8 protein-coding genes and 1 pseudogene are annotated in these 13,936 nt (G+C 42.1%); all 9 read left to right on the forward strand.

Annotated features, from left to right (window positions below):
• The first annotated feature begins 1 nt into the window (after position 1).
• The 9 genes and pseudogenes from APHWEB_RS03175 to APHWEB_RS03210 all read left to right on the forward strand — a co-directional run bounded on the left by APHWEB_RS03175 (position 2) and on the right by APHWEB_RS03210 (position 13,916).
• Positions 2 to 1,393, forward strand: coding sequence for a M16 family metallopeptidase (locus tag APHWEB_RS03175; RefSeq protein ID WP_011451205.1), 1,392 nt, complete (start codon positions 2 to 4; stop codon positions 1,391 to 1,393).
• Between the two features lie 145 nt (positions 1,394 to 1,538).
• A complete protein-coding gene (locus APHWEB_RS03180) occupies positions 1,539 to 2,417 on the forward strand; it encodes a hypothetical protein (RefSeq protein ID WP_011451204.1) in 879 nt (292 codons plus the stop codon).
• Between the two features lie 462 nt (positions 2,418 to 2,879).
• Positions 2,880 to 3,197, forward strand: coding sequence for a hypothetical protein (locus tag APHWEB_RS03185; protein WP_133121406.1), 318 nt, complete (start codon positions 2,880 to 2,882; stop codon positions 3,195 to 3,197).
• Between the two features lie 303 nt (positions 3,198 to 3,500).
• Complete coding sequence (locus APHWEB_RS03190; protein WP_044128600.1) at positions 3,501 to 4,652, forward strand: P44/Msp2 family outer membrane protein; 1,152 nt, start codon at positions 3,501 to 3,503, stop codon at positions 4,650 to 4,652.
• 92 nt (positions 4,653 to 4,744) lie between these two features.
• The gene (locus tag APHWEB_RS06915) at positions 4,745 to 4,873 is read left to right on the forward strand and encodes a hypothetical protein (protein ID WP_410516416.1); all 129 of its coding nucleotides are present in this window, start codon (positions 4,745 to 4,747) and stop codon (positions 4,871 to 4,873) included.
• Positions 4,870 to 5,223, forward strand: a complete 354-nt coding sequence (locus APHWEB_RS03195; RefSeq protein WP_020849447.1) for a hypothetical protein — start codon at positions 4,870 to 4,872, stop codon at positions 5,221 to 5,223. The genes APHWEB_RS06915 and APHWEB_RS03195 overlap by 4 nt, the downstream gene beginning before the upstream one ends.
• A gap of 366 nt (positions 5,224 to 5,589) precedes the next feature.
• Positions 5,590 to 10,923, forward strand: a complete 5,334-nt coding sequence (locus APHWEB_RS03200) for a glycine-rich domain-containing protein (RefSeq protein ID WP_020849446.1) — start codon at positions 5,590 to 5,592, stop codon at positions 10,921 to 10,923.
• A gap of 340 nt (positions 10,924 to 11,263) precedes the next feature.
• Positions 11,264 to 12,091: pseudogene (locus tag APHWEB_RS03205) on the forward strand (P44/Msp2 family outer membrane protein); the annotation flags it as partial.
• 1,048 nt (positions 12,092 to 13,139) lie between these two features.
• Positions 13,140 to 13,916, forward strand: coding sequence for a hypothetical protein (locus tag APHWEB_RS03210; RefSeq protein WP_020849445.1), 777 nt, complete (start codon positions 13,140 to 13,142; stop codon positions 13,914 to 13,916).
• The last annotated feature ends 20 nt before the right edge of the window (positions 13,917 to 13,936 follow it).

A 13,936-nucleotide genomic window follows, 5' to 3' on the forward strand; every position in this document is an offset into this window, starting at 1 on the left:
AATGAGGAATAAGCTATTTGGTCATGTGCTATTTTTTATTAGCGTTTTGTTTTGGGGTACTCATTGCTTTGCCTCCGATATGAAAATTGACATTCGCGACGTGAAGACTTCTGCAGGGATTGGTTACTGGTACAAGCAAAAAGAAGGGCTTCCTCTGGTGTCTATGACTATGGCATTTAAAAATGCTGGTTTCATTTATGATCCTATAGACAAAAAGGGTTTGGCGTTGTTAGCAACCTCGTTGATATCGCGTGGTACGACGAAGGATGGGGAAAGTATTGCTAAGCTGTTTCAAGAGAAAGGAATAATTTTTCATGTTTCTGTAGACAGCGACAATGCTTATGTAACGTTGAAGACTCTTTCCGAGAATTTAGATTTTGCACTAGGATTGATAGGGGAGGTGTTGGTAGATTCTCCTATTGATGAAGAGGTTTTCGTCATAGAAAAGGAGCGTCAAAAATCAGACATAAGACGTGATTCTAGTGATCCGGGACAGCTAGCGCATAACATGTTGAACAAAGTTGTATTTGGTGATCAGCCGCACGCTTATGACGCTTCCGGCACATTAGACGCTCTTGAAGGGGTTACCATTGAAGACGTGGAAAATTACCGACGTGAAAATTTTGACTTAGACAAACTGGTAATAGGTGTTGTTGGAAATGCATCTGAAGAGGATGTTTCACGCATGCTGGATAGAGCTCTTGCCCGTCTTGGTAGAGGACAAAATTCCAAGGTAATTGGCGATGCAGTTCTTAACATAGGGTTGCGTGGATATGTTGCGTATGATTCGCCGCAGAGTGTTATAGTTTTTGCGGCGAAGAGCATACCTCGTAAAGATCCAAAGTATCATGTGGCGGAGGTTCTTAGCAGTGCACTAGGTGGTATGGGTCTAAGTTCGGTTCTTATGCAGGAGCTACGTGAAAAGTTGGGCATAACGTACAATGTACGCAGTGGTCTGTATAATGTAGAAGGTGCAAGTCTGTTCCAAGGTATTTTGTTTACCGATAAAACAACTGCAAGAAAAGGTGTAGAAGCGTTTTTAAGGACTGTGCAATCTGTTAAGGAAAAGGGGCTAGACAAACGTGCGCTTGAGATTGCGCGTGCAAAAATAGTGAGTTCTACTCTCTTTTCACTCTCCAGAACTTCTTCTATGTCTCAGGTATTGGTATATCTACAGCTGCATGGTTTTGGTGCAGACATTCACAATTACAGTGCTAGGTATGAATCTGTCACTCTGGAAGAAGTTAACGAGTTTGCTAAAAATTTCTTAGGAGACTTTACCATTGTAGAGGTTGGCGCAGAAAATAATATTGATGCGACTATTACTTCGTGTGAAAATCTAATTCCAAATGATTGTGCAGCTATGAAACCCGCAGAAAGCCGGGTTTCGTAGCTGGCCAACCTAGTGTGTGCTTGTGTGTGTGTTACAAAGGTTTTACAATTGACTAGTGTTACTTGGGGTTGTGCGTGTTCGGTGCAATTTCACGGCGAAGTCATCCTCTGGTGACATGCTGCAAGGAAGATAGCTGAGGGTGTGTATGGCTGTTGATTCTATTGTAGTAGATAATGATTTAAAATCTTCAATAAATAAAAGGGCGTTTAGTAAGTCTTATTACAGGGCGGGAATATTGTGCGCTGCGTTGTGTGGAGCGGTCGCTATATTCTCACTTTCATACGCTGTTGCGACTGGGCTCGTCATCTCTCTGCATACGACAATGTTTGCCGTAGCTATGGCGGCATCGGTAATGTTTTTACTCAGCGTATTGTACTCTGCTGTTGTAGCAGCACTAGAGCACAATAGCGCTAAGATTTGCATTGCAGACGGTACAGTCTCGCGTAATAGCAGCCCAAGTAAGGTCAATTTTTATCTTAATGTTATCAAGAGATGGGGTAGTAGCGGGTACACTTCATATCAGACTACTCTTGTGTATCTGATGATATCGTCACTGTGGGTTGCGTCAGGGTTTTTGGGAGCGATAATAGGTCAAGGTGGAACTATTGGTCAGTTGCTTACTGTTCCGGCTACGGGGGTAATGGTTGCAGTGTTTCAAGCTTCCCTTATCATTTTTCTGGCATCATCAGCGCTCTTGTTTCTTGCAAGGCTCTTTGCTGAGGAGTACAAAGTCGAGAATAGGGTTTTTATATTTCCGGATTGCAAGCTTCCATGCAGAATGCAGCCTGAGCAGTTTGTTGAGGTGTCGGGCGCTACTAAGGTTGCAGCGGGTGTTACACATGCTGATTTCTCTGGTACGACAGAACCAAGACCTGCATTGGATACAGTATATTATGCCTGTGTACAGGAGGGTGTGGAGGTAATAGAATCTGTACTAAATGATAGTATTGCTGGAAATGTAACTGAGATAACCACGGTGAAGTGCGTTGTTTCATCTCCGGAGCCTGGCGTTATAATGCGTTAGAGCTTGGACGGCAAGCTTTGAGTAGTGATGTGGTATGTGTTCAGGTATGGACGCGCTGTATCGTTTCCGTGTGCTACTGGCAGGGCATAGATGACGGCATTAGGAGGTGCTACTTGCGATTAAAGAGTATGAAGTCTTATATAGTGGCTTATGTATAATACTCTTTTATATAGTCTTGGGAGCATTGCTTGTGCACGGTCGCTTTACTCTGGTTCGTATAACATCTGAGGGTATATAGCGCGTGTCCATATGGTATGGTCAGGTGTAGCTCACCGTGCATGTGGACCGTGCGGGAATTAATTGGGTATGTGAACGTTGCTAAACTACAAGTTTGTGTAGGTATAGGCATAGATTCTTTGGTGCAGAGGATAAAAATCCGTATTTCGCCCCGCTGGGTGGCATTATCAACGTGACTAACAAAGAAATTGCAACATTATAATACTAAATAACGAGTTACGGTGTTTGCAGCAAAAACATACGATAGAAAGCTGCGGGAGTTGGACGAGATATGTTACACAAGCAAGAGTGGTGAGTCCATCCGGTGGTAAGAATCCATACGGCTTCTGTAACGCTTCAGAGCGTGATTATGTGGTTATCCTGGAAGATTTAAGAAAGGCTTTCAAAAAGTATATTTGCGGTGAGTTAGAAAGGATGCTGTATTGTACGTCGTTCCCAAAAGTATCCTGTCTGGTTTATCTATTTTCTACTTTGAGTTCTATTGTTACAGCTGATCATGGATTGTTATTGGATAAATTTGGAATTTGTGTACTGGTTATCTAGGAATCTATGATTATATATGTATTATAGGGAGATATTGCCAAGGTTGTTGAAATGAGGCGATCTCTTCTATCTTAGAGTCTGGGACGAGTTGCTACCGCTGTTGCCATGGTGAACTTTGGGTATGGTGGTTATTTTCTGAGACATTAGGAAGTTACACCTATAGAATCTAACAGGGAAGGTGTTGCCTCTATGGTCCAATGAAGATCTCTTTCAGTTTCAAAACATTGGTGAATGTGTTTTCTAAGCTGTAAACCACACCCAAGCACTGCGGTTATTAGAAGTAAGCTATTATTAGGAAGCGTAATGATGTCGATGGCTATAGTCATGGCTGGGAATGATGTCAGGGCTCATGATGACGTTAGCGCTTTGGATACTGGTGGAGCGGGATATTTCTATGTTGGCTTGGATTACAGTCCAGCGTTTAGCAAGATAAGAGATTTTAGTATAAGGGAGAGTAACGGAGAGACTAAGGCAGTATATCCATACTTAAAGGATGGAAAGAGTGTAAAGCTAGAGTCACACAAGTTTGACTGGAACACTCCTGATCCTCGGATTGGGTTTAAGGACAACATGCTTGTAGCTATGGAAGGCAGTGTTGGGTACGGTATTGGTGGTGCCAGGGTTGAGCTTGAGATTGGTTACGAGCGTTTCAAGACTAAGGGTATTAGAGATAGTGGTAGTAAGGAAGATGAAGCTGATACAGTATATCTACTAGCTAAGGAGTTAGCTTATGATGTTGTTACTGGGCAGACTGATAACCTTGCTGCTGCTCTTGCCAAAACCTCCGGTAAGGACATCGTTCAGTTTGCTAAGGCGGTGGAGATCTCTTACCCTAGTATCGATGGGAAGGTTTGTAGTGGAAGTCATGCGAAAGGTTCGGATAGCGGTGCGACAACATTTAGTACGAGTCTGACCACCAACACGAATACAGCACAGTGTAGTGGCTTTGATAGTGTACAGAAGGCTCAGACATTTGGCAAATTTGCTCGGACTTTGCGCCTGGAAGATGGTACATACTGGCCGACAGGTAGCTATGCCGCCACTTCAACGCCAACGCCTAATGAGCAAAATAGTAACGCCACAGCTGTAGCGAAAGACCTAGTAGATCTTAATCGAGACGAAAAAACCATAGTAGCAGGGTTACTAGCTAAAACTATTGAAGGGGGTGAGGTTGTTGAGATTAGGGCGGTTTCTTCTACTTCTGTAATGGTCAATGCTTGTTATGATCTTCTTAGTGAAGGTCTAGGCGTTGTTCCTTACGCTTGTGTCGGTCTTGGTGGTAACTTCGTGGGCGTTGTTGATGGGCATATCACTCCTAAGCTTGCTTATAGATTAAAGGCTGGGTTGAGTTATCAGCTCTCTCCTGAAATCTCTGCTTTTGCGGGTGGCTTCTACCATCGCGTTGTTGGTGATGGTGTTTATGATGATCTTCCGGCTCAACTACCTACAAATTGATAGGTACACTAAAAGCCCACGTAATAACTCTCATTATTAAAATGAGGAAGATGAAGCAGATACAGTATATCTACTAGCTAAGGAGTTAGCTTATGATGTTGTTACTGGACAAACTGATAAGCTTACCGCTGCTCTTGCCAAAACCTCAGGTAAGGACATCGTTCAGTTTGCTAAGGCGGTTGGAATTTCCCACCCTACCATTGATGGGAAGGTTTGTGTGACGAAGTCTGTTGCAACGAGCAGTGGGCTGAATACGAGCTTTGGAAAGTATGCGGGCAAAACAACCGCTAAGAATACGCAGAACGAAAATGGGACAGCGTTGTGTGGTGGACATGGGTCAACACACAGTAGCGGCAGTAATGGGAGTCCAAGAGCAGAAACCTTGAAGCACTTTGTGAATGCTACCCTTGGGATGACCGGTTCAAATTGGCCTACTTCATCGTCAGCTGAAGATGCACAGCAAAAGGCTACGCCAAACGACAACGCAACAGCCGTAGCCAAAGACCTAGTACAGGAGCTAACCCCTGAAGAAAAAACCATGGAATGGGCTTTGAATATTAGTGGTCTATAAAAACCTGTATAGCGTGGAGACTATATCTCGGAGCCCAAGATTTTTATTGCGTGATTTGGCGAATTTAATATACACACACGTACATATGAGTCATAAGAAAATCTAATAGGATATAACAGCAAAAAGCCTGTTTCTCCTGCAGGAAACTTTTTAATATTAGGATATGAATAGATATTCTAAGTTGATATTAATATTTTTTTAAGTAAATTCGTATGAACTTGTGATTATTGCCCGAAATATGCTAATACACTTTACACAGTAGCTGGTCGTGTCAGTATGTACGTAAGAAATACAAGCAAGCATCTGTCTTCAATTCCCAGGGTAAAGCTTCTTAAATCACTGCTCCTTTTTTTCTGTGTCATTTTAATGAATGTGCCAAATAGAGTAACAGGGGCGATATCAGCGGGGCTGACCATTGATGGCCGTTTCGAGAAGCTAGATAACAAAAATGGTGATTCTGGCGGTATGTTCGAAGTGCCACGTATAGAAGCTGGTATGGGTAGCAACAGGATGCGTTTTTGGTATTCATTAGAAAGATGGGAGTATCAATCACAGGACATTGGTACTGCGGTTGCATACGTTAAGCGTGATTCTGATGGGCAGCTAAAACTGTGTGCATGTGGGAGGTATACCCAGATAATCCCTGTTGAGATGCAGAACGAAGCGGCGAGAATGCGTCTGGAGAAATACAATGAGATTACCAATTATGCAGACTTAAGTTTTGATAAAAAAATCGAGAAGGAATGCTTATATGATCCGGGCGTCTTAGAATTTCAAGTTTATCACGGTTGTGTCCCAATCGATTCTTCCACTCCTGCTGTTCCAGGGTTTTGTAATGTCTTTGCTAGAGATGTATACATGAAGGCTCTACCTATGGAGTTTGGTAAGCAGTCTTATTTTCTGCCGGGATTAAGGGTATTGCGTGTAAAAGATCCAAGTTCTGGACAGACGGATCAGAAGATCAGTGTTTATATTGGTAATTATGATGGAGCGACGGGGAGTGTAACAGGTATTAATAAGTATGTTAAGTGCGAGAAAAACTATTTGAGCAAAGATCCTCAATCGTGCGCCGTTAGCGTTAGTAATGCTTCTGATTCTGGATATTCAGTGACGCAATCAGGTGACGGAGTGTGCTTAAGCTACAACTCTCAAGGACGGAGATCTGTCGAGTGCGTGCCATCTCCAGAGCTTCCGGATCCTGCTGTTAGTAATTCAGATCAAGGTTTAGGTTTAAGAATACGGTTTTCTGATTGTTACGATAAAAAAGATAACAAGCCAACCAAATACTGCGACTTTACCATGATGCCTGGGGAGAGAGATAAGGAATTTGGTTTTTCGGTTGTAAAGCCCAAGTTGGACAAGGACAAGTATGCGTTTGAAGAAAAAAAGAAGTGTTTGGACAGGGATGGTAATGTCTTGAGTGACATACATAGCGGTGATTGTGCGCATGTGCAAAAGTTCTACATTGAAGATCCAAGTAGCAATGTAACTTGTTTTACTCGTCCAGATAATGCAACAAAGAAATTCTATGTCAAAAGAGGTGATAGATATCATTGGATTAGCGAGTTAGAAAAAGTTTTGGTCGCAAGTAGCTTTCAACCCAAGCAGAAAAAATATGCTCAGTGCCCAGATAGTCAGTCCATAGATCTATCAAAGCTGAGTCAAGCAGAGATAGATAAAATGGAGAAAGTAGGTCGCGGTACCTATGTTATGTCTTCCAAAGTTAATGACTTCCGTGGTGTCCAAGTATTATGTAGGGATAATATCTCATATAAATATGACAACTATAGGGCATTTCCTCGCAAAGATTTTTGCAGTGCGGATAGTAGTGCGGGTGTGTTTGCGGGGCACTGTAAAACCCGCTACAAGAGTTTAGATAATTTTCAGCCCATATTCTTGAAAGATAGTGACTCAGTTCCACCTGAGTATGTTATTCCACTAAATCCTATATTTCAGGGTATGTGTGTTAGCAATTTTCCGTCTCATGAATACGTGTATGGGGAACAAGAGGGTGACATAGTCAAGAAAGGTGACGGGTATGTAGAGTATGTTTTAGAAATTGGAGAAAAAAACGCTACATGTGACTTTTTGAAAATCGAAATGTGGGGTGCTGGTGCGGCTGGATCGTTGTCTTCTGGAGCTGCAGGTAAGCAAGGTGAATACGTGATGGGGCTGCTAAAGCCTGATCTAAAGAATGTACAATACCTTTCGATAAAGGTGGGGAAAGGTGGAATAGCTAGTGCAGCACATGATGATGCGAAGAAATCCCTGGGTTCCAATACACTTGTATCTTTGTGTGATGATTTTAACGCTATGACATGCACTATGGAATTAGGAGCAAGAGGTGGAGGTCAATCGGAGAAAATAGCTACTAAGGGTACGTCTACTCTTATGCATTACAGAGTTTCAGAAGGGCTTACAGAAGCTATTGGGCAAAGCAAGGTATACACACCATATCACGGTCCATATCAATCTTCGGGGGTGCTGGATGCTGATGAGGCCGGGTGCATCAGGGATCCTAATGATAAGAGTAATAACACTCAAGTAGTAGCTCCTAGCAGTTTTCCAGGAACAGGTGGATGTGCAAGGTCAGATATAAATGTTGTGCAGGATGGTGCACATGGGCGTGTTAAGATTACGTGTGAGAAATGGTCTGGTTCTGTAGGAAACATCAAAAAATGGCGTGCAAATTTGGTGTGTGACCAAAAGACGTTGAACGCATTGAAGGCGCTAAGTCAGGAAGCGGATAGTGTTGATGTTAGTGATGCAACAAAAAAATTCTTTCAAGAAATATCTACAGAGCAATTTTGCAATTACATTGCTGACTCACCTTTATTTTCGAATACAGTAAGGCGACTAGCGAACATGGAGCATTTTTCTACATGGTATATAATAGAAGCTCAAGCACGTATAATATATGCGCTTTTCCATCTTGAAGAAGCACTGAACCGCGAGAAGAAAGTTTTAAAGTATGAGGGAATTAAACCATCCAATATAGCTGATAGCCAAAAACGTGATTATAAGAAAGATAATATCTTAGAGAGAAAGGAAATATTCTTGTCGAGTTTCAGGGAGTTGCTGTTTAAGAGCAAAGTGTCCGTGGTCGATCAACGCTATGAGCAGCTATGGAAAGACCTGAGTATTGAGGCTAAGAAGCAAGGTAAGCAGCTTCATGGTATTTTCGAAATCCTGAGTCGTAAAGGAATCCGAAATATAGAGAACGGTAGCCAAATGTTGGGGATTTATTTGGAGAGCCTTCTCGATATTTTCCGTGGGCATAAGCCTGTTTGGGCTATAAGAGACATTGTGGATTACAATTTGATGGCTTTACTGCGAGGTGAGAGAGAAGTATTGGAAGCGTATGAGGAGGAGTATGCCTCAGCGCAAGCTATGAGTCCGAGCAGTGCCCACTACATGAAAGTTTTCGAAAAAGAGTTAAGGGAGGTGATAGATAGTGCTCAGTGTGTTTCAAATGGAGGAAGTACTTCTGAAAGAGGATGGCAAGAGCTTCGAGATGTTTTAAGTGATCACAACAAGGGAAAATGGTTGCATCTTGGGCAGCTTGTTGAAGTCATGAATAGGAATCGGTCTAAGAGTTTTGAAAATGAGAAGTTTCTTAAAACCTACCTGAATGAGATTGCAAATATTATTGAGAAAGGTAAATCAACTAGAGATGCAGATGAGCTAGTATCAGAATGCACAGAAAGATTTCTAAGAACACTGACGTATCCTGCAGATGTATACAAGGAATATACGGCGGAGTATGCTACAAAAGTCAAAGATGCAAGTTCGTGGGACGCCATCGCTGCTCTTCAACGAGACTTAGTTAAGATCATTAATGATGCAAGATCCTCGAAGCTTGATAAAAGCGTGAGCAGTGATGATAGATTGAGGAGTATGCTTGCAGCTTTAGAGAAACACACTAAGAATGGTTGGGAGAATATCAATGGGCTTGTTGGGTCCATGATAAAGCATGATCATAAGTATGAAACTGAGAAAAGGTTCTTAGAGACATATGTTGGAAAGCTTTTAAGCGCTGTTGAAAATAAGGAAAAAGATGTAGAAACTGACGCATGGGGGAAAAGGTATACGGAAAGGTTTTTACAGGTTCTAGAAGGTCACTACTCAAAGGTGATGCAAGCATACACAGAAGCGTATGATAATAAAACAGCTGGTAAGGCAGGGGCTGGTGCGCAGAAAGCGCGGGAAGTTGTAAAACGTGAATTAGAGGATTTGCTCAGTGTTGTATCGGGAGAGCAATTCAAAAAGATTTTGGCTGCATTGACTCAAAAAACCAAGGGAAAGCACATCAGTGATCTTTTTAAAGTTATGCAACGTGATGGGCTTAAGGATTCTGGGGACAGGAAATTTCTTGAAGGTAACCTCAAAAGGCTTTTAGGAGCTTTGGACAAAGGAGAAAAACGTCCGAAGTATGGTAAAAGGGATGTGGAAGAATTATTACGGGTTTTACAGAAGAATTATCCAGAAATCTTAAAAGCATTCGAAAAAGAGCATGCTCCAAAAAGTGGCTCTGATGCGCAAGACACTATCGAATTATTGAGAAGTGAACTGAGTGAGTTACTTGGAGTTCCCTCTATTGAAGATCTTCTTGAGACTTTACGTGATTTCACTGAGGGAAGATGGTCCAATGCTAATAGGCTTTTCTCATCCATGCTTTCGGAGGCTGGAAAGTATAATAACGAGAAAGAGTTCCTAAGGTCATATCTTGGCAAGATTGTAGATATCGTTGAGGGAAGAAAGTATGGTATTGCTGCAGGTTATGATGTAATAGCGCAGACGGACCAGTTCTCTAACGTGTTGCAGCATCATTATCCGCAAGCGATGCGGATGTATAATGTGTGGTGCAATAGGGGTGCTGGGGGTGATTCAAGATCAAGTATGAAAAGCTGTTTTGAAGCTTACGAGCGAGAACTGGGTGAGATCTTCCGTTGGTTATTAACCGAGAGATTCAAAAAGCTACTGGACCTATTGATAGCAAAAACCAAGGGGAAGCACTTAGATGTTCTTTTTTCGCTCATGAAGGAGAGCAGGATTAGTGAGCCTGTAGTTGTAGAGTTTTACGTGAATACGCTAGGCAAGCTTCTCAGAGTTTTGGAAGGAGAACAGTCGGTGCAATATACGGAGCAGGACATAGAAGAATTTATCAAGATGATGCAGAATTCTTGTTGTAATGCAATATTGCAGGAATACGCAAATAATTATGTTAAGAAACATGGGTCTTTTAAACGCAGTGACTCGCTTTATGGGGGGGCCGACACTACAGAATTTTTAGCGCGAGCATTTAGGAGGGTGGCGAATAAGAGGTCATTTGAAGATCTTGTGTCTGATGTGTGTGACTACACGTATGGAGGTGGATGGGCTTACTATGTTTTTCAGATTATGGAAAAAGTGAATGTTACGCAGGCTGCGAAAAAAAAAGAAAAAACAAACAATCTTTACTATAGTTGGTTCACGCAGGACTATGTGACCAGGCTTGTAAATGCCATTGAGGATGATACGGCAGCAAAAGATAAAAGGTATGTTATTGAGCAAGCGGAGCGGTTTCTTACAAAGCTCTCATTACACGATGGTTTTTTTAGGCATGGTATAATTGCCGTCCACAAAGATTTGCCAGAATCTAATACTGTCCTTTTTGAGGAACACCTTAAAAAGGTTGTTAAGACAAAGCCGGGAGTGTAATGAAAATATTGAATATGATCATTATTGCATTTATGCGCCCACTTATTAGGTATTAGGTGATCTCGCGTATTATTATCGGTGTTTACCACAAGTTTTATTATTGGGTATCAGGCTTTATATTCAGGTTCTATCATCGCAGCTATTCATGGCATTATTATAGATAAATTTGGAATTTTGGAGATTGGTTATAGGGATCTATTATTGGATTTCTAAGGTAAGAACATAGGGTGCATTGCTTTGAGAACGAAGCGTACATGCGATCAGGAATTCATCTAAACCAATGCTGCAATAGTTTTTAGCTATTTACCTCAAGATATATTGCATTGCGACAGTATTATTAGAAAAAGATGAAGCAGATACAGTATATCTACTAGCTAAGGAGTTAGCTTATGATGTTGTTACTGGACAGACTGATAACCTTGCCGCTGCTCTTGCTAAGACCTCTGGGAAGGACTTTGTCCAGTTTGCTAAGGCGGTTGGGGTTTCCCACCCTACCATTGATGGGAAGGTTTGTAGGACGAAGAATGGACATAGTACACCAACGACGTTAACTGCCTACGGTAAGTACGCTGTAGAGTCAGACGTAAAGACAGGAAACAACAATAATGTTGCACTATGCGGTGGTGCGGGGTCAACGGATGGAACTGGGAGTAGCTCACCGCAGGTTTTACGCGACTTCATTAATGCCACAATGTTGGGAGATGGAAGTAAAAACTGGCCTACGTCGACCTTAAAGGCGGGTGGCTCAAATGGACCAACGCCTGTACATAACGACAACGCCAAAGCCGTAGCCAAAGACCTAGTACAGGAGCTCACCCCCGAAGAAAAAACCATAGTAGCAGGGTTACTAGCCAAAACTATTGAAGGGGGTGAGGTTGTTGAAATAAGGGCGGTTTCTTCTACTTCTGTGATGGTTAATGCTTGTTATGATCTTCTTAGTGAAGGGTTAGGTGTTGTTCCTTATGCTTGTGTTGGTCTTGGGGGTAACTTCGTGGGCGTTGTTGATGGGCACATCACTCCTAAGCTTGCTTATAGATTAAAGGCTGGCTTGAGTTATCAGCTTTCTCCTGAAATCTCTGCTTTTGCGGGTGGTTTCTATCACCGTGTTGTTGGAGATGGCGTTTATGATGATCTGTCAACGGCTGCTATTTGCCACAATAGTGTGTAGCTCCGTCAACATGTTTGTGCATACCCTAGTATTAAATCTCTGTCTTCAACCTCCAACATGGTCAACTTTAGGTACAACGGTTGTTTTCGAAGGTATAGGAATGGTGCACTTTAAAATCTAAAATATATCACAGTGATGCCAGGAGAAGCAGCGCGAAATATAATACGAAAAACAGCTTTGCCTTTTACTCTGATGATTTAACGGAAGGTAATATGGTGACGTAAGGTATTTGTTGCCATTGTTTTAATTTTGCCCACTTTTAGAGTTGGCAATGATGGTGCATAAGAGCTGACGTGTCGTACGTTGAATATTAGACGCTTAGTGCTTTGATCGCTGATTTATGTAGATTAAGGAAATGTTTATGTATGTTCAAGCAGAGAAACGTAAGAAGAAACTTATACTATGTTAGCGCTGCTATGAACGTGTAAAATAAGGCGTAGGTGTTGTGGGCTCGTAAGCTACCTAAGCTTCGAAGGCTAGGTTGTTTTTTTTACTATGCTTTTTTTGTTGTGATATTATTGCTTTAAGCAGTTTGAAGATTCCTGATTACACAAGTCGTATTAGATGTATTAAGAGGTGGGCATTTTATGTGAAATTTTTCTCTTTTTCGGAGACGCTCATGTGGGTCTGGGAAAAGTGTGTAGTGTGCACCAGAGTCAGCGTATCAATTCCTAAAGTATAAATTTTAGGGACGTTTTTTGGTTGTGTGTTTATGTAGCACGAAAAGTCTGACGCATAAATGGCAAGGAAGAAATATAACCTACTATAGCTAAGACTATAGTAATAATTTGCTTGTGTACTATAATACATAGTAGGGATTTTGCGGTGTTGTCTTAGGTGACATTTGTTGTAGGTGATAGTATATTTGTTGACTTCCCGAGATTGTTTTTTTAGGATAGCATGTGTGGTGTTCTACTCTGGGTTGTGTATAAAACCTTGAAGCGGGTGGGCGCGCAAACCCTGTTTCGATGTTTATTCGGTCGCTGTGTGTGGCCTAGTTGAGCTGGGGCTGCTGTGATGTCGGTGTGTAGATGAGGGGGTTGTAAAGGTGTCTGGGCAAGGAGATTTGGAAAATATAGAGTACGGTGGGGCCGGCATAAAGGGTTTGGGTAAGGCAAGGTTGTACATCAAGCTTGCTGTATTGTCTTTTATGCTTGCAGCGGCAGTTTACGGATACTGCGCCGCATACGTATTTGCATCAGGAGTATCATTGCTTACACCCCAAGCGGTAGTGATTCTGTTTTTTGTTTCGTTAGCAGCGGTTCTTTTTTCTTTGGTCTGCGCAATAGTTTGTGCGGCAAAATTGCGTACTGTAGGTAAGCATGATCTTCCACTAATTCTGCCTGAGGGTAGCTTTGATCATGGTAATTTGTTAGCTAGGGATGATAAATACGTTTGGAGTAGTAGAGTAAAAGCTGAGATTAGTGCTGCGTATCTTGGTAATAGAAGGCTGACTTCGTTTAATAAGGTGTCGGCGGCTATGGTTGCGTTACAGTGTATCTCGTTGTGCACCGCAGCGGCTACGTTCGGGGTGCTATCTGCCTTAAGTACTGACAGTTTAGTAGTCGTATCGTCGGACAGCCTGGTAGGGACAATATGCTTGTTTGCATTGACCGTTTTTATTGCTACTCTTGTGATAAATTCTGTTCGTCATGGGTTGCTGGGCGAAGAGTCTCGTATCTTTGTGATGAATGAAGGTCCGAGGCGTGTTTCTGATCGCGATGTTCAGGTTGTGGCTCAGCGTTTGAATGTTGAACCTTCTGATATTGTGCATGTTAATGTGCATAGGGTAGTGAGCCATAGTGAGAGTGTTAACTGGAGATAGTGTGTTTAGGGGCAATGTCT

This window comes from Anaplasma phagocytophilum str. Webster (assembly GCF_000964685.1).
Classification (GTDB): Bacteria; Pseudomonadota; Alphaproteobacteria; order Rickettsiales; family Anaplasmataceae; genus Anaplasma; species Anaplasma phagocytophilum.